This is a genomic window from Pseudorhizobium xiangyangii, assembly GCF_020531965.1.
GTDB lineage: Bacteria > Pseudomonadota > Alphaproteobacteria > Rhizobiales > Rhizobiaceae > Neorhizobium > Neorhizobium xiangyangii.
Genome location: NZ_JAJAWH010000003.1, coordinates 64,099 through 81,631, shown reverse-complemented (window position 1 = coordinate 81,631; position 17,533 = coordinate 64,099). Strand labels below are relative to the sequence as shown.

12 protein-coding genes are annotated in these 17,533 nt (G+C 61.2%); 10 read left to right on the top strand and 2 right to left on the bottom strand.

Annotated features, from left to right (window positions below):
* Positions 1 to 14: 14 nt before the first annotated feature.
* The 5 genes from LH464_RS03165 to LH464_RS03145 all read left to right on the top strand — a co-directional run bounded on the left by LH464_RS03165 (position 15) and on the right by LH464_RS03145 (position 5,188).
* Positions 15 to 1,100, top strand: coding sequence for a class I SAM-dependent methyltransferase (locus LH464_RS03165; protein WP_226784919.1), 1,086 nt, complete (start codon positions 15 to 17; stop codon positions 1,098 to 1,100).
* On the top strand, positions 1,097 to 1,957 hold the full coding sequence (locus LH464_RS03160; protein ID WP_226784918.1) for a TrmH family RNA methyltransferase: 861 nt from the start codon (positions 1,097 to 1,099) through the stop codon (positions 1,955 to 1,957). The genes LH464_RS03165 and LH464_RS03160 overlap by 4 nt, the downstream gene beginning before the upstream one ends.
* Positions 1,954 to 2,457 (top strand): signal peptidase II, encoded by a 504-nt coding sequence (gene lspA, locus LH464_RS03155; protein ID WP_226784917.1) that lies wholly within the window; start codon positions 1,954 to 1,956, stop codon positions 2,455 to 2,457. The genes LH464_RS03160 and lspA overlap by 4 nt, the downstream gene beginning before the upstream one ends.
* A gap of 59 nt (positions 2,458 to 2,516) precedes the next feature.
* On the top strand, positions 2,517 to 4,247 hold the full coding sequence (locus LH464_RS03150; RefSeq protein WP_226784916.1) for a hybrid sensor histidine kinase/response regulator: 1,731 nt from the start codon (positions 2,517 to 2,519) through the stop codon (positions 4,245 to 4,247).
* A gap of 71 nt (positions 4,248 to 4,318) precedes the next feature.
* Positions 4,319 to 5,188, top strand: coding sequence for a GNAT family N-acetyltransferase (locus tag LH464_RS03145; RefSeq protein WP_226784915.1), 870 nt, complete (start codon positions 4,319 to 4,321; stop codon positions 5,186 to 5,188).
* Between the two features lie 64 nt (positions 5,189 to 5,252).
* Here the strand turns inward: LH464_RS03145 and LH464_RS03140 are convergent, their stop codons facing one another.
* On the bottom strand, positions 5,253 to 7,538 hold the full coding sequence (locus LH464_RS03140; RefSeq protein ID WP_390624910.1) for an NADP-dependent malic enzyme: 2,286 nt from the start codon (positions 7,536 to 7,538) through the stop codon (positions 5,253 to 5,255).
* A gap of 197 nt (positions 7,539 to 7,735) precedes the next feature.
* On the opposite strand from LH464_RS03140, the gene mutS reads away from it, so the two are divergent.
* The 3 genes from mutS to murJ all read left to right on the top strand — a co-directional run bounded on the left by mutS (position 7,736) and on the right by murJ (position 14,925).
* Positions 7,736 to 10,387: a DNA mismatch repair protein MutS gene (gene mutS / locus LH464_RS03135; protein ID WP_226785081.1), complete on the top strand. Its 2,652-nt coding sequence runs from the start codon at positions 7,736 to 7,738 to the stop codon at positions 10,385 to 10,387.
* 129 nt (positions 10,388 to 10,516) lie between these two features.
* On the top strand, positions 10,517 to 13,357 hold the full coding sequence (locus tag LH464_RS03130; protein WP_226784913.1) for a [protein-PII] uridylyltransferase: 2,841 nt from the start codon (positions 10,517 to 10,519) through the stop codon (positions 13,355 to 13,357).
* Positions 13,354 to 14,925 carry a murein biosynthesis integral membrane protein MurJ gene (gene murJ, locus LH464_RS03125; protein ID WP_226784912.1) on the top strand — a complete coding sequence of 524 codons (1,572 nt, stop codon included), beginning with the start codon at positions 13,354 to 13,356 and terminating at the stop codon, positions 14,923 to 14,925. Before LH464_RS03130 ends, murJ begins: the two co-directional genes overlap by 4 nt.
* A gap of 4 nt (positions 14,926 to 14,929) precedes the next feature.
* Here the strand turns inward: murJ and LH464_RS03120 are convergent, their stop codons facing one another.
* Positions 14,930 to 15,373, bottom strand: coding sequence for a YcbK family protein (locus tag LH464_RS03120; RefSeq protein ID WP_390624909.1), 444 nt, complete (start codon positions 15,371 to 15,373; stop codon positions 14,930 to 14,932).
* A gap of 463 nt (positions 15,374 to 15,836) precedes the next feature.
* Here LH464_RS03120 and trpS point away from each other — a divergent pair, with 463 nt between their 5' ends.
* Together trpS and LH464_RS03110 are read left to right on the top strand one after the other, a co-directional pair.
* Positions 15,837 to 16,901, top strand: coding sequence for a tryptophan--tRNA ligase (trpS, locus tag LH464_RS03115; protein ID WP_226784911.1), 1,065 nt, complete (start codon positions 15,837 to 15,839; stop codon positions 16,899 to 16,901).
* 105 nt (positions 16,902 to 17,006) lie between these two features.
* On the top strand, positions 17,007 to 17,498 hold the full coding sequence (locus LH464_RS03110; protein WP_226784910.1) for a universal stress protein: 492 nt from the start codon (positions 17,007 to 17,009) through the stop codon (positions 17,496 to 17,498).
* The last annotated feature ends 35 nt before the right edge of the window (positions 17,499 to 17,533 follow it).

Below are 17,533 nucleotides of genomic sequence, written 5' to 3'. Positions count from 1 at the left end.
AGCGGGTCAGCAGATTGAAAAACAGGGAAAGACGCCCCGACAGGAGGCCCGGCAAGAGCGGCGGTTCCGGGCCTGCGAACAGGCAGCCCGGTTCAGGCGCGCCTGAACGCCGTCCGTCGCCAGTGACCAGGAAGGCCCCGCCGGAGGAAGCAGTTCCGCAGCGGGCTCTCGTGACCCGTTCCGGAGAGCGTCCGGCGGAGCGGGTGCCGGTAATACTGGAATCCTCCGGGGCTGGCGATTTTCACCTGATCGACAGCGGAAATGCGCTGAAGCTGGAGCAATATGGCCCGTATCGCATCGTGCGACCGGAGGCCCAGGCGCTGTGGCAGCCATCCCTGGCGCCATCGACATGGGAAAAAGTGGATGCCGTCTTTACCGGCGACACCGAAGAGGACGGCATGGGCCGTTGGCGTTTTCCCAAGGATGCGCTTGGCGAAACCTGGCCATTGTCGCTTCTCGGCGTCGACTTTCTCGGCCGGTTCACGTCGTTTCGGCATGTTGGGGTCTTTCCGGAACAGATCGTCCACTGGGAGTGGATGAAGCGACAGGTCGAGGCGGCCGGTCGGCCGGTCAAGGTTCTGAACCTGTTCGGTTATACGGGTGTCGCTTCGCTCGTTGCGGCCGCAGCGGGTGCGGAAGTCACCCATGTCGATGCCTCGAAGAAGGCGATCGGCTGGGCACGGGAAAACCAGGCGCTGAGCCGGCTGGAAAAAGCGCCGATCCGGTGGATCTGCGAAGACGCCATGAAGTTTATTCAGCGTGAAGAGCGCCGCGGCAGCCGATACGACATCATCCTCACCGACCCGCCGAAATTCGGCCGAGGTCCGAACGGAGAGGTGTGGCAACTTTTCGATCATCTGCCGCTTATGCTGGATATCTGCCGCGAACTGCTTTCGCCGAAGGCGATAGGGCTCGTCCTGACCGCGTATTCCATCCGCGCGAGCTTCTACTCCATCCATGAACTGATGCGCGAGACAATGCGTGGCGCAGGTGGAGCGGTAGAATCCGGCGAACTCGTCATACGGGAGGCCGGACTGGACGGAAAGACGCCGGGCCGCGCGCTCTCAACATCCCTTTTCAGCCGCTGGGTGCCGAAATGATCGACGACCACCGCAATGCTGGGCAGCGCCGGGTCGGTCAGGTCAAGGAGGTCACCAGCCTCTCCAATCCGATCGTGAAGGACATCAAGGCACTCACCAACAAGAAGGACCGCGAGCAGAGCGGCACCTTCATGGCCGAGGGCCTGAAACTGGTCATCGACGCGCTGGAGCTCGGATGGACTATCCGTACGCTCGTCTATGCAAAGGCGGCCAAGGGTAAGCCGCTGGTGGAGCAGGTGGCGGTCAAGACTGTCGCCAAGGGCGGGCTCGTGCTGGAGGTGAGCGAAAAGGTGCTTTCCTCCATCACGCGGCGGGACAACCCGCAAATGGTGGTCGGGATATTCGATCAGCGGTGGACTGGGCTTGATGCGCTTTCACCGGCTGTCGGCAAGACCTATGTGGCGCTCGACCGGGTCCGGGATCCCGGAAATCTCGGAACGATCATCAGGACTGCCGACGCGTCCGGCGCCTCAGGTGTTATCCTCGTGGGCGAATGCACGGATCCTTTCTCGCTGGAGACCGTCCGCGCGACGATGGGATCGGTTTTCGCTGTTCCGCTGGTCAGGGTTTCTGCCGAAGACTTCAGGAACTGGCACAAGAAGACGGGCGTCGAAGTGGTTGCAACCCATCTTGCCGGCGCCGTCGATTATCGCACCGTAGACTATTCAAAAAAGCCGGTGGTCGTGCTGATGGGCAACGAGCAATCTGGACTGCCGGATATTCTCGCCAAATATGCGGACAGGCTGGTCCGCATTCCGCAGCAAGGCAGGGCCGACAGTCTCAATCTGGCTGTGGCGACAGCGGTCATGCTGTTTGAAGCGCGACGACACCTTCTCAAGCTGGATGGCCCAGAATGACAGCAACGGCGTCCATCTTCTCCCGCCCGGCAATGGCGCTTACGCTCATCGTTCTCGCGGTGGTGCTCGACCAAGGCATAAAATTCCTGGTGGAAGCACATCTTCCGCTGCAGGAAGCCGTGCCGGTGATGCCGATGCTGGCGCTCTACCGCACCTACAATCTGGGCGTCGCCTTCTCCTTCCTCTCGGGCCTGGAGCGCGAGTTCATCATCGGCATGCGGATCGTCATCGTCACGTTCGTGCTGTGGCTGTGGTATCGTTCACCGAAGGACAGGGCTTTCGCGCATCTCGGGTTCACCCTGATTGTGGCGGGAGCGATCGGCAATTTGATCGATGGTTTCCTGTACGGTCATGTGGTCGATTACATCCTCTTCCATACATCGACATGGTCGTTCGCGGTCTTCAACCTCGCCGATAGTTTCATCTCGATTGGTGCGGCCTGCGTCATCCTCGATGAGTTGTTCGGGTCGCGGACCACGAAAGCTCAAGAGGGCGAATAGATAGAATTTTAGGGTTTGGGCGCGCAGACTGGGAACAAAGCTGTGTTAGGCACACTCCCATGCGCATTTATACCCGCATGCATGAACGGATATCCAAGGCGTTTGCACCGCGTGGGAGCGGCAATGGCGCGCTTGCTCATGCGCGGCTGGCTGTAGAGGCTGGAGAGCCACAAAGACCCGCCTTGCGCCGGTTCTACAGCAGGATCGTCGATCGTCTGTCCGGCAGGCGATTGAGCGAACTCGAGGCAGCAAGTGCTGCGAAGTCGCGCCAGATCGCGACCGTGGTGCACGAGCTTCGCACACCGCTGAACGGCATCCTGGGGATGACCTATCTCCTTGGCCAGACCAAGCTGACTGCCGAGCAGCAGAATTACCTGAGCGGCATTCGACAGTCGGGCCATGCGCTCGCTCAGCTGGTGGAGGATCTCCTCGACTATTCGACCATGCAGGCAGGGAAATTCCGCCTCAACAACAGGGCGGCAAACCTGCGCCAGTTGATCGAGAGCGTGGTGGAAATGCTGGCGCCCCGGGCGCATGAAAAAGGGATAGAGATCGCCGCGACGGTTGTGGCTGATCTGCCGGAGCTTCTCGATCTTGACCCCGCAAGGCTGCGCCAGGTGCTGTTCAACGTGGTCGGCAATGCGGTCAAGTTCACCCAGCAAGGCGGCGTTCTGGTTCGCGCCCATGTCGCGGCCGCAGAAGTGGTCATCTCCGTGGCCGACACCGGCCCGGGAATGACGGACGAAGAGCGGACGCGAATATTCGGAGAGTTCGAGCAGGTTGGCGGGGCCGCGGAGCGCAGCGGAGGCACCGGTCTCGGTCTGTCGATTGCGTCCCGCATTCTCGTGGAATTCGGTGGGTCACTGTCAGTCAGCAGCGAAGCGGGCAGGGGCAGCACTTTTGAAATACGCTTTCCGTTACGCTTTGCGGAGGATGCGGCCGCCGGTACCAACGAACGCCAGAGGCTGCTCACGAGCAGCCGCGTCTTGCTGCTGGCGCCGCAGGGACCCGCAGCCACGGCAACGATTGCGATGATTGAAACGCTGGGCGGGCGCTGCTGCCCCGCCTATAGTGTGGCTGAGGCTGCCTCGCTGCTTTCGAATGCCTCACAGGGCTGCCTGCCTTACACCGACGTGATCGTCGACCACCGCATGGCTGCATCCTCGATCTCCCAGCTGGGCGATCCGGCGCTGCACCGCATCCTGCTCGTCAATCCCGAGGAACGGGCGTCCCAGCCTCAGGATCTCTACGACGCCTGGCTCATCCGCCCGTTGCGCGAGAAATCGCTTATCGATGTCCTGTCGGGCCGGATGAGAGGTTTTGGCACGCGCGACAGGATTGCTGCGCATCCGGAGGCAGGCCGTCCTGAAAAGGTGCTCGATGTCCTGATCGCCGAAGACGATCCGGTCAGTGCCCTGCTGGTCAGTGTGGCACTCCGTAAGGCGGGTCACCGGGTAAGGGTCGTGGAGAACGCGGTGGAATTGCTGAATGCCGTGTCAGTTGCAACGGGAAGACCGGACGTCGTCGTCACGGATCTGCACATGCCCGGCATGGCGGTACCGCAGGCCCTTGCTGCTCTGCGAAGCTTCGAGAGCGTTCAAGGCCTTCCCGTCGTTCCGGTGATTCTCCTGACGGGTGCCGCCGCGACAGGGGAAATCGACGTTTCCGCGTTGCAGATCGCGCACACTTTGGCAAAGCCCGTAATGCCGGGACATCTCGTGCAAGTGGTTCAAGATGCAGTACATCTGCCCGATCGCGTTGACGTCCGGCTCCCGCCGCCGCTATTGTGACAGGTAATGTCATTCTCTTGTTGCGAGAGAATGATTAGTAGCGGTGAATTGAACCCACGGGACAAATCACCATGGTGCTCGAACTCCTGAAGCATGACGTGAACGCAAACTCGACGCAGCCGATCTTGGCGGAATCAGCGGACGGCCTGTTCGGCCGCATAGGGTCACTGGAGACCCGGCTCGCGCGTAATTCGCGCGAGATCGATGCCGCTCAGGCTGTGCGCTATCGGGTCTTTGTCGAGGAAATGAAGGCGCAGCTTCCGGCCGATGCCATGCAGATGCGCCGGGACATCGATTCCTATGATGCGATCTGTGACCATCTGCTTGTCATCGACCGGGCGATCGAAGGCGACATCGAGGAACAGATCGTGGGCACCTACCGCCTTTTGCGGCAGGAGGTGGCCATCGCCCATGGCGGGTTTTACTCGGCCTCCGAGTTCGATGTCGCACCTTTGCTTGCGAGGCATCCCGACAAGCAGTTCATGGAACTGGGCCGCTCCTGCGTTCTGCCCGCCTATAGAACGAAGCGGACGGTGGAACTCTTGTGGCAGGGCTGCTGGGCCTACTCACTGAAGCATGGCATGAGTGCGATGTTCGGTTGCGCTTCATTCCCCGGGATCTATCCGGAAGAACATGCGCTGGCGCTCTCCTTCCTGCATCACAACGTGCAGGCAAAAGGCGAGTGGGCCGTTGAGGCGCTTCCCGAGCTTTACCGCGAGATGGATCTGATGCCGCTGGAAGGTGTCGATGCCCGCAAGGCGCTGGTGACGATGCCGCCGCTGGTCAAAGGGTATCTGCGCCTCGGCGCGATGATCGGCAACGGTGCAGTGGTCGATCAGGCCTTCAACACCACCGATGTACTGGTCGTGTTGCCCATCGCGTCTATTTCCGATCGCTACATCAATTACTACGGCGCCGATGCCGGACGCTTCTCGAACTGAGCCAGCCCTTCATCCGATGATTTTGAAGAGCCGAGACGGATAGCCCGTCTCGGCTCTTCCGATGTCACATCCCGGCGTTATAGGCCGCGATTGCCGCCATGTTGACGATGTCCGAATCCTTCGCGCCCATCGAGGTGATCTGGACGGATTTGTCCAGGCCGACCAGCAACGGACCGATGACCGTGGCAGCTCCGAGTTCCTGCAGCATGCGCGTCGAGATCGATGCAGAATGGATTGCCGGCATGACGAGGACGTTGGCTGTTCCGGACAGCCGGCAGAATGGAAACTGTTCCATACGCTGCGGGTTGAGCGCGACATCGGCAGCCATCTCGCCGTCGTACTCGAAATCCACCACGCGCCGGTCGAGGATTTTTACAGCCTCGCGCACCCGCTCGGAGCGCTCGCCGGTCGGCTGGCCGAATGTGGAGTAGGCAAGCATTGCGACACGCGGCTCATATCCCATGCGGCGCGCCACCCGGGCTGCTTCGACGGCAATGTCTGCCAGCTCTTCCGCCGTCGGCATGTCGTGGACAGCAGTGTCGGCAACGAAGACGGTGCGGCCGCGCGACAGCGCGAGCGACACCCCGATCACCTTGTGCCCAGGCTTGGTGTCGATACAGCGGCGCACGTCCTGCAGCGCCGTCGCATAGTTACGTGTCGTGCCCGTTACCATTGCGTCCGCGTCACCAACCGCAACCATGGTGGCAGCGAAGTGATTGCGATCGTTGTGAATGAGGCGCTGGACGTCGCGCAAAAGGAAACCCTGACGCTGAAGGCGGGCATACAGATGGTCGATATAGGCGTCGACCCGATTGGAGATGCGTGCGTTCACGATTTCGATCCCTGGTCGATCAAGATCGATTCCCGCCTTTTCCGCCGTTGTCCGGATGACGTCATCGCGCCCGAGAAGGATCGCGGTGCCAAGCCCCTGATGGCAGAAGGAGATCGCGGCGCGCATGACCTGCTCTTCCTCGGCCTCGGCGAACACGACCCGCTTCGGGAAGCGGCGTACCCGTTCGTAGATGCCCTGGGTCGTCGCGGCAATGGGATCGCGGCGAGCGGAAAGTTCGCGGCCGTAGGCGGCAAGGTCGGCAATGTTCTTCTGCGCCACGCCGCTTTCCATCGCGGCCTCCGCCACCGCGACCGGTATGGCAGAGATCAGCCGCGGGTCGAACGGGACGGGGATGATGTATTGCGAGCCGAAACGCGGCCGGTTGCCCTGATAGGCGGCTGCGACGTCGTCCGGGACATCCTCTCGCGCCAGATTGGCGAGTGCCCGGACCGCTGCGATCTTCATGGCGTCGTTGATCTGCGTGGCGCGCACATCCAGTGCACCGCGGAAGATGTAGGGGAAGCCGAGGACGTTATTGACCTGGTTCGGATAGTCCGAGCGGCCGGTTGCCATGATCGCATCGTCGCGGATGCGGGCGACCTCTTCCGGCGTGATTTCAGGATCGGGATTGGCCATGGCGAAGATGACCGGCTTGTCCGCCATGGACCGGATCATCTCTTCGGAGAAAGCGCCTTTCTGGGACAGGCCGAAAACGACGTCGGCGCCCTTCATGGCCTCCTCCAGCGTTCGCCGGTCGGTCTTTGCCGCATGCGCGGACTTCCACTGGTTCATGCCTTCGGTGCGTCCCTGATAGATGACGCCCTTGGTATCGCAGAGGAGGATATTGTCGGGGTTGAAACCCATCGCCTTGATCAGTTCGATGCAGGCAATTGCTGCGGCGCCTGCGCCGTTGCAGACGAGCTTCGTGGTCTTCAGGTCACGGCCGGTGAGCTCGAGAGCATTGATAAGGCCGGCAGCGGCAATGATAGCCGTTCCATGCTGGTCGTCGTGGAAGACGGGGATGTCCATCAGCTCGCGCAAGCGGCTTTCGATGATGAAACACTCCGGCGCCTTGATGTCTTCAAGGTTGATGCCGCCAAACGATGGTCCGAGGAAGCGCACACAGTTGACGAACTCGTCGACGTTTTCCGTGTCGACTTCGAGATCGATGGAATCGACATCCGCAAAGCGCTTGAAGAGCACCGCCTTGCCTTCCATGACCGGCTTGGATGCGAGCGCGCCGAGATTTCCGAGACCGAGGATCGCGGTGCCGTTGGAGATCACGGCGACCATGTTGCCGCGTGCCGTATAGTCGTAGGCCTTGGACGGATCGGCGGCGATCGCCTTTACCGGAACGGCAACGCCCGGAGAATAGGCAAGCGACAGATCGCGCTGCGTTGCCATTGGTTTGGTCGGGTTGATCTCCAGTTTCCCGGGGCGCCCCTCGGCATGGAATGCAAGTGCTTCCTGTTCGGTCACGGAAGCACGTTGGCGGGCGGCCTTGTCGTTCACTGGCATAGCTCCTCAAGCTTTTTGTGGGCAGCCCTCCTCAAGGCTGCGGGAGATGTTGTCTTTCAGGGGTCAACATCGATAGTGTCGCCACTTCTCTTGCGCAACAAAAAATCGGTTCCGTGACACAATTCGAAAGATTCTCCATCGAAGCACTGACTGTCGACGAGCTTGCCTCGGACGAAAGCCGTGCCACCGCAACGCCGATGATGGAGCAGTACATCGAGATCAAGGCGAACAACCCCGGTTCGCTGCTGTTCTATCGCATGGGCGATTTCTACGAGCTGTTCTTCGAGGATGCGGTGGAGGCATCGCGCGCGCTCGGCATCACGCTGACCAAACGCGGCCAGCACATGGGGCAGGACATTCCCATGTGCGGGGTGCCTATCCACGCCGCGGATGATTACCTGCAGAAACTGATCACGCTGGGTTTCCGGGTCGCGGTCTGCGAGCAGATCGAGGATCCGGCGGAGGCTAGGAAGCGCGGCTCGAAATCGGTCGTCAAACGGGATGTGGTCCGGCTGGTTACGCCCGGCACGCTGACCGAAGACAAGCTGCTGTCCCCGTCGGAGTCCAATTATCTGATGGCGCTTGCCCGCATCAAGGGCGCATCCGAGCCGCAGCTGGCGCTGGCGTGGATCGACATCTCCACGGGTGTCTTCCGTCTTGCCGAGACGGATCAGTCGAGGCTACTGGCGGACATCCTGCGGATCGATCCGCGGGAACTGGTCCTGCCTGACACGATGTTTCATGACCCCGAGTTCAAGCCGGTCTTTGACGTCCTTGGCAAAGTTGCGGTGCCCCAGCCCGGGGTTCTGTTCGACAGCGCCAGTGCCGAAGGCCGCATCACCCGCTATTTCGGCGTTGGCACGCTCGATGGATTCGGAAACTTCTCTCGCGCAGAACTTGCAGCTGCCGCGGCCGCCGTCGCCTACGTCGAGAAGACCCAGATCGCCGAGCGTCCTGCACTCGGCACCCCCGAGCGCGAGAGCGCAGCCTCCACACTTTTTATCGACCCGGCCACGCGCGCCAACCTTGAACTGGCACGAACCCTCTCGGGCGATCGGGATGGGTCGCTGCTGAAGGCGGTCGATCGGACCGTGACCGGTGGCGGCGCTCGTCTGCTTGCAGAGCGGCTGATGTCGCCGCTCACCGACCCTGTCCGCATCAACCTGCGGCTCGATTCCATTTCCTTCCTGCGGGAGGAGCCGTCGCTCTGTTCGGAGCTGCGCAGTGCCCTGAAGCATGTCCCCGACATGCCGCGCGCGCTGTCACGCTTGGCGCTGGATCGTGGCGGCCCCCGCGATCTCGGCTCCATCCTGCGTGGACTGGAGGCGTCGCGAGCGGTCGCATCCTTCCTCGGAAAGGCGATGCTTCCGGAGGAACTCGGCGAGGCACTGGCGGACCTCAAGGCGCTGCCGGCCGAACTGGAGACGCTGCTGGGATCGCTGCTGGCGGACGAGCAGCCGCTTCTCAAGCGGGATGGCGGCTTCCTGCGCGAAGGGGCCGACGCAGACCTCGATGAAGTGAGGGGCCTTCGCGACCAGTCACGACGGGTCATCGCCGGCCTGCAGCTGCAATATGCCGAAGAGACCGGCATCAAGTCGCTGAAGATCAAGCATAACAACGTCCTCGGATATTTCATCGAGGTGACGGCGGGCAATGCCGGCCCGATGACGGAAACGGCAGAAGCCAAGGCCCGCTTCATCCATCGCCAGACGATGGCCAATGCGATGCGTTTCACGACCACGGAACTTGCGGACCTGGAAAGCCGGATCGCCAATGCGGCCGATCGCGCCTTGACCATCGAGCTTGCCGCTTTCGATCGCATGGTGACGGCTGTTACCGCGCAAGCCGAGGCGATCAAGAAGGGAGCACGCGCCGTTGCAGCGATCGACGTTGCGGCCGGTCTTGCATTGCTTGCCGAGGAATGGGGATACCACCGGCCGACGGTCGATGCCTCCTGTATGTTCGCAATCGAAGGCGGGCGCCACCCAGTCGTCGAGCAAGCGCTGCGACGGAAATCGGAAGGTCCGTTCATTGCCAATGAATGCAATCTTTCACCGCACGGCGATGGCGAGTTTGGCGCGCTCTGGCTGCTCACCGGTCCCAACATGGGCGGTAAGTCGACCTTCCTTCGCCAGAACGCGTTGATTGCGATCCTGGCTCAGATGGGCTCCTTCGTGCCGGCGACTTCCGCGCATATCGGGGTCGTCGATCGCCTGTTCTCGCGCGTCGGCGCGTCCGACGACCTCGCTCGAGGTCGCTCCACCTTCATGGTCGAAATGGTCGAGACGGCTGCCATCCTTAACCAGGCGACGGACCGATCGCTCGTCATCCTCGACGAGATCGGCCGTGGGACGGCGACTTTCGATGGTCTGTCGATCGCCTGGGCGGCTGTCGAGCACCTTCACGAGGCGAACCGTTGCCGCGGCCTGTTTGCCACGCACTTTCATGAACTGACGGTGTTGTCCGAAAAACTGAACCGGCTGTCCAACGCCACCATGCGCGTGAAGGAATGGGATGGCGAGGTGATCTTCCTGCATGAGGTTGGTCCGGGTGCGGCAGACCGCTCCTACGGCATTCAGGTGGCTCGACTGGCGGGCCTTCCCGCCTCGGTTGTCGCGAGAGCCCGGGATGTGCTGACGAAGCTCGAGGATTCGGATCGCAAGAACCCTGCGAGCCAACTGATCGATGATCTGCCCCTGTTCCAGGTGGCAGTTCGTCGAGAGGATCTGAAGCGGTCGGGAACTTCGAAGGTCGAGGAGGCATTGAAGGGGATCAATCCGGACGATCTCACTCCGCGGGAAGCGCTCGATGCACTGTATGCCTTGAAGAAGCAGGTCGGCGGTGCGTGAGATGACGATAGGCCCGCAAGCTCACCCAGAGGCAAGCGAAGTGTGAACCGGCGGCGCACGATTATCATTGTTCAGTGCGCGCCGGAGCGGCTATAGCGTGCGGAGACCCTGAGGCATCTGCAGGACGACATGGCCAACCAAGAACTCGATTTCTCCGATATTCTCGATGTGGACAAGCTGCGGGCGGAATGCCGGCTCGTGGGGGAGGACGGCAGCCGGACGACGCTGGAAAAGCGCACCGCGCTTCTCGCCATCTTGCGAGCCGCAAGCACCGATGGCCGCCTGAAGATCAGGGAACTTCTCGAAGAGGATGGAGGCGGCCTAGCCTGTGCGCAGCGCCTCTCCTGGTTACAGGATCGGTTGATCTGTGTCCTCCATGAAACGGTTGTCGAGAAGCTCCATGCAGAGGCGGCCAGCATCGCCGTGGCCGCAGTCGGGGGATATGGCCGCGATACCCTTGCTCCCGGATCGGACATAGATCTCCTCTTCCTGCTGCCTGCGAAGAACTCGGAGGCGATGCACAAGGCGATCGAGTTCCTGCTCTACATCTTCTGGGACATGGGCTTCAAGGTCGGCCACGCAACCCGCACGGTGGAGGAATGCATCCAGCTTGCGAAGACGGACATGACGATCCGCACCGCGATCCTGGAAAGCCGATACATCTGCGGTGACGAGGTCCTGTTGGCGGAGCTCGAGAAGCGTTTCGATACCGAGATCGTTGCGGGGACAGGCCGAGAATTCGTTGCTGCGAAGCTGGCGGAGCGAGATGTTCGTCACCAGAAGGCCGGCGATACGCGCTATCTGGTCGAGCCGAACGTGAAGGAGGGAAAAGGCGGCCTGCGTGATCTCCACACGCTGTTCTGGATCGCCAAGTACTATTACCGCGTCCGCGACGCGGAGGAACTCGTGAAGCGTGGCGTCTTCTCCCGCCACGAATGGAAAGTCTTTCAGAAGTCGGACGACTTTCTCTGGGCCGTTCGCTGCCACATGCATTTTCTGACCGGCAAGGCCGAGGAGCGCTTGTCGTTCGATATCCAGCGGGAGATTGCGGAAAGCCTGGACTACCACACCCGGCCTGGCCTCTCTGCGGTGGAGCGCTTCATGAAGCACTACTTCCTGGTGGCCAAGGATGTCGGTGACCTGACACGAATCTTCTGCGCGGCGCTCGAGGACGAACAGGCCAAGGACGTTCCAGGCTTGAAGCGGGTCATTTCCCGGTTCACGAACCGGGTTCACAAGATCCCCGGCACCGTGGAGTTCGTTCAGGACCACGGCCGCATCACGCTGGCGGATCCGGACGTCTTCAAGCGGGATCCGGTCAGCATCATCAGGTTTTTCCACGTCGCCGACATCAACGATCTCGAGTTTCATCCGGATGCGCTGAAACGGGTGACCCGATCGCTGGCGTTGATCAATGACAGTGTTCGCGAGGACGAGGAAGCCAACCGGCTGTTCCTGTCGATCCTCACGTCCCGGCGCGATCCCGCGCTGATCCTTCGTCGCATGAACGAGGCTGGTGTCCTCGGGCGGTTCATCCCGGATTTCGGCCGGATCGTTTCGATGATGCAGTTCAACATGTATCACCACTATACGGTCGACGAGCACCTGCTTCGCTCGGTGGATGCCCTGTCCGAAATCGACAGGGGAAAAGCTGCCGACATCCACCCGCTATCGAATATGCTGATGCCGAGCATCGAGGACCGCATCGTTCTCTATGTCGCCGTGCTTCTCCACGACATCGCCAAGGGGCGGCAGGAAGATCACTCGATTGCCGGCGCGCGCATCGCTCGAACGCTGTGCCCTCGCCTGGGCCTGAATGCAAAGCAGACGGAACTGGTGGTGTGGCTCATCGAAGAGCACCTGCTGATGTCCATGACGGCGCAGACCCGCGACCTGCACGATCGCAAGACAATCACTGACTTCGCCGAGAAAGTGCAGTCGCTGGACCGGCTGAAGCTTCTGCTGGTTCTGACGATCTGCGATATTCGCGCCGTTGGTCCAGGGGTTTGGAACGGCTGGAAGGGTCAGCTTCTTCGCACGCTCTACTATGAGACCGAGCTGCTTCTGTCCGGAGGCTTCTCGGAATCGACGCGGAAAGAGCGGGCGATGCAAGCGGAACAGGAACTGTTCGATGCCCTCTCCGACTGGGATCAGAAGGATAGGCGGGTCTATTCGGCTCTCCACTACCAGCCCTATCTCCTGTCTGTTGCCCTTGAGGATCAGGTGCGCCACGCGCAATTCATCCGCGAGACGGACCAGGCAGGCCGCGCCCTGGCGACGATAGTGCGGACGCACTCATTCCATGCGATTACGGAGATCACGGTGCTTGCGCCGGACCATCCCCGCCTGCTGTCGGTTATCGCCGGTGCGTGTGCTGCTGCAGGTGCCAATATCGCCGATGCCCAGATCTTCACGACGTCCGACGGACGCGCCCTGGATACCATCCTCGTCAATAGGGAGTTTGCGGTCGATGAGGACGAGCTTCGGCGGGCGGCGACCATCGGCCGGATGATCGAGGACGTGCTTTCCGGCAAGAAGCGGCTGCCGGAAGTCATCGCGACGCGAGCCAGGTCGAAGAAGCGCAACAAGACGTTCAACATCCCGCCGTCGGTGATCATCTCCAACGGTCTGTCCAACAAGTTTACTGTCGTGGAGGTCGAGTGCCTGGACCGGCCCGGCCTGCTCGCGGAAATCACCGCGGTGCTCGCCGACTTGTCACTCGATATTCATTCCGCGCGCATCACCACCTTCGGGGAAAAGGTCATCGATACCTTCTACGTCACCGACCTCCTCGGAGCGAAGATCACCAACGAGAACCGCCAGGGCAATATTTCGGCGCGGCTGAAGGCCGTGATGTCCGAGCAGGAGGATGAGCTGCGAAGCGGCATGCCCTCGGGGATCATTGCGCCGGCTCCGGCACCCAGGCGCCGGCTTCATCCGTCGCCGCGGCGGCCGAAGGCAGACGCATGAGCCTCGTCAGGAAATTTGCGACCGTCGGCGGTGCAACGCTCGGCAGCCGGATCTTCGGTTTTGCCCGCGAGACGATGATGGCGGCGGCTCTCGGGACAGGTCCGATGGCCGACGTATTCTATGCGGCGTTCCGGTTTCCGAACCTGTTTCGGCGGCTGTTTGCGGAAGGCGCGTTCAATGCCGCCTTCGTCCCCTTGTTCTCCAAGGAGATAGAAACCAATGGCGTCGAGGGCGCCAAACGGTTTTCCGAGGAGGTCTTTGGGGTTCTTTTCTCGGCGCTGCTGCTCATCACGATCGCCATGCAATTGGCCATGCCCTGGCTGGTCGACTGGATCATCGCCCCCGGCTTTGCGGATGATCCTGAAAAGTCGTCGATAACGGTCCGGCTGGCGACGGTGATGTTCCCGTACCTGATGTGCATGTCGCTGACGGCGATGATGGGCGGGATGCTGAATTCGCTTCATCGTTTCTTTGCGGCGGCTATTGCCCCGGTGTTTCTCAACGTCGTGATGATCGCGGCGCTCGCCTACGGCTGGTGGAGCGGTGCTAATCCGCTGACGATGGCCTGGTACCTGTCCTGGAGTGTTCTCGTAGCGGGCGTTCTTCAACTTGCCGTCGTCTACATCGGTGTCCGCAATGCGGGCATCAACATAGGCTTTCGCCGTCCGAGAATGACCCCCAACGTGAAACGGCTGCTCGTGCTGGCGGTTCCGGCAGCGATCACCGGTGGCATCACGCAGATCAATCAGATCATCGGAATGGCCATCGCTTCGGGGAAGGAGGGTGCGATCGCCGCCCTTCAGTACGCGGATCGGGTCTATCAGTTGCCGCTCGGGGTCGTTGGCGTGGCGGTCGGGGTGGTTTTGCTACCCGAGCTGTCGCGAGCCCTGAAGGGTGGGCAGATGAAGGAGGCGGCCAATATCCAGAACCGCTCGCTGGAGTTTGTCCTGTTCCTCACCCTGCCCGCAGCGGCCGGCCTTTGGGTCCTGTCGGATCCCATCGTGCGCGTGCTTTACGAGAGGGGTGCCTTCTCCGCTGAAAATACGGCCGTGGTGGCATCCATTCTGGCTATCTACGGGATAGGCCTGCCCGGCTTCGTAATGATCAAGGCTTTGCAGCCCGGTTTCTACGCACGCGAAGATACCAAGACGCCGATGCGCTTCACGATTATCTCGGTCGTCGTGAACTCCGGGCTTGCGATCACGCTCTTTCCGTTGCTGGCCGAGCGGGGTATCGCCACCGCCGAAGCTGCAGCGGGGTGGATCAATGCGGTGCTTCTGTTCTCGACACTGCTATGGCGCGGTGACCTGATGTGGGAATGGGCGCTGTTCAGGAGGACGCTGATGCTGTTCGTTTCCGCAGGAGCCATGGCAGCGTCGCTTGTCTATCTCCTGCCGCACGCTGCACCCTGGCTTTCGCCCGAGGCTTCCTTGATTGAGCAAGTGCTGGCCCTGGCTTGTCTGGTGGCGCTGGCAATGGCGGTTTATTTTCCTGTCGCATTCCTGGTCGGCGGTGCGGACACCGGGATGATCAGGCGCAACCTGAAGCGCGGGCCGCGAGGCAGCTAGGCAGCTAGGACCGCTTCGACCGCTTGCCACAGTGGGCCCACATCCGCTTGGGGCCGATATCAACATGGACGATGCCGTTGCAGTACCGCCCGACGCCGCCGATCCCGGGGGCGCTTCTTGCGGCGGCGAGTATGCGTTTTTCCGATATGCCGGGCACCCGTATGTCGGCTGCGTAGCAGTGGCTGTGCTGGGAACGTCCCGAGCGTGGGCGGTGGCCGGAGGTCACCATCGGCTTCTTGCCCGTCTGGACAGCGATGTGCGCGAGGATCGCCTTCAGCTTGGTAGGGAAACAGCTCGTTCTCACGCTGACGCGCTGAACCGTGTAGGCCGCGGAATAGTCGTGCTTGAAAATGTTGCCGCGACGCTTCTGGCTACTGTCGGCTACCGCAATCCCGCTCATGCTGAGCGCGAGAAGAGAGGCAAGCGCGACGCGAAATACAATGCACATGGTGTCCCCCGGAGGGCCCTTGATCATTTCGGGCTGGTCTTGATGAGACAGAAAATCGTTCCAGAAAATGGCGCAAATATGGACGACTTTTGCTCGCAATGCGGTAAGCCGGTATGTTGCGCTGCGGAAGCGTCCGAAAATTCGTGCCTCCTCTGAGAACAACGTTCCAAACTGCCTTGTAAATCAGGGCATTGGGAAGCTGATGAGCATTGCACCATGCGAAATCCTCCCATTTTGACTGCCTAAGAAATAGGCTTCGCATTTGGCGAGAAAAGCGCGGCAAACGGCACTGCAAAAGCGTCTGCGGGGACCAATTGTGGCGGAAAGACGCCGCGATGCCACACTTGGCGAGCGCGTGAAGGGGACCTCTTGATAACCAACAGGCCGGCGTGCATAAGCCGAAACGTTAGCAACATGGCCCGCTCGGGCCTGGGGCCCTCCACCAGCCTACTGAGGACACACGATGAATACCTTCCAGCCGCTCGTCTTTTCGGGCGTTCAGCCGACCGGCAACCTGCATCTCGGCAATTATCTCGGCGCTATCCGCAAATTCGTCGCGCTGCAGGAAAACAACGACTGCATTTATTGCGTCGTCGACCTGCACTCCATCACGGCGCAACTCGTTCATGATGATCTGCGCAACCAGATCCGTTCGATTGCTGCCGCGTTCATTGCTTCCGGTATCGACCCGGTCAAGCATATCGTCTTCAACCAGTCGGCTGTCCCGCAGCATGCGGAGCTGGCCTGGGTATTCAATTGCGTGGCTCGCATCGGCTGGATGAACCGGATGACGCAGTTCAAGGACAAGGCCGGCAAGGACCGCGAGAATGCATCGCTTGGCCTGCTTGCCTATCCGAGCCTGATGGCCGCCGATATTCTGGTTTATCGCGCTACCCATGTTCCGGTTGGTGACGACCAGAAACAGCACCTGGAACTGGCGCGTGATATCGCCCAGAAGTTCAACATAGATTTTCAGGACAAGATCCGCGCAGCCGGTAGTGGTGTCGATATGGTTGTCGGCGAAGAGCCGATCCACGGCTATTTCCCGCTGGTCGAGCCGCTTATCGAAGGCCCCGCGCCGCGCGTCATGTCTCTGAAGGACGGCACCAAGAAGATGTCTAAGTCCGATCCTTCGGATCTGTCTCGCATCAACCTGATGGACGATGCCGACACGATCCTGAAGAAGATCCGCAAAGCGAAGACTGATCCGGACGCGTTGCCGAGCGAGGTCCAGGGTCTGGAAGGCCGCCCGGAAGCCGCCAACCTCGTCGGAATCTATGCGGCGCTCTCCGACCGCAGCAAGGCCGACGTGCTTGCCGAGTTCGGCGGCCAGCAGTTCTCGGTGTTCAAGCCGGCACTGGCGGAGCTTGCCGTCACGGTGCTGTCGCCGATCACCGGCGAAATGCGCCGTCTGATGGACGACACGAGCCACATCGATGCCATCCTGCGCGATGGCGGCGAAAGAGCGCGTGGTCGTGCCGAGAAGGTGATGGCGGAAGTCTCCGACATCATCGGCTTCCTTCGCTGATTGCGCGGGTTGGTCGCACAACGTTCAGGTTTTCATTTTCCGTCTTTCGTATAGATTTCCCCGGCCCGGCCTGACAGGCCGGGTTTCGGGATGGAGAGGGCTGCCATGGTTTCCAAACGCCTTTCACGACTTGAAGGACACCGACGCAAGTTCATGGCGGTGATCGACAACACGCCGGAATGCGAGCGGGCCGTCCACTACGCCGGGCGCCGTGCGAAGAATTCCAATGGTGGAATGGTGTTGCTCTTCGTCATTCCCGAGGGTGACTTCCAGCAATGGCTGGGCGTCGAGGCCATCATGCGGGCGGAGGCCCGCGAGGAGGCCGAAGCCATTATGGCGAAGACGGCGCAGAAGGTGCGCGAAAGCATCGGGATCGATCCCGAGATTGTTATCAGGGAAGGCAGTGCCACCGAGCAGATCAACGCTTTGGTGGAAGAAGACCGGGATATCGCGATCCTTGTACTGGCGGCTGCCTCTGCCAAAGAAGGGCCGGGGCCGCTGGTTTCCGCAGTGGCGGGACGGGGCGCTGTCTTCCCGATCCCCGTGACGGTGCTGCCCGATAACCTGACGGACGAGGAAATCGACGCGCTCTGCTGAGCTGCCTTGACGGACGCAGGCGAAAGGCGCACTTG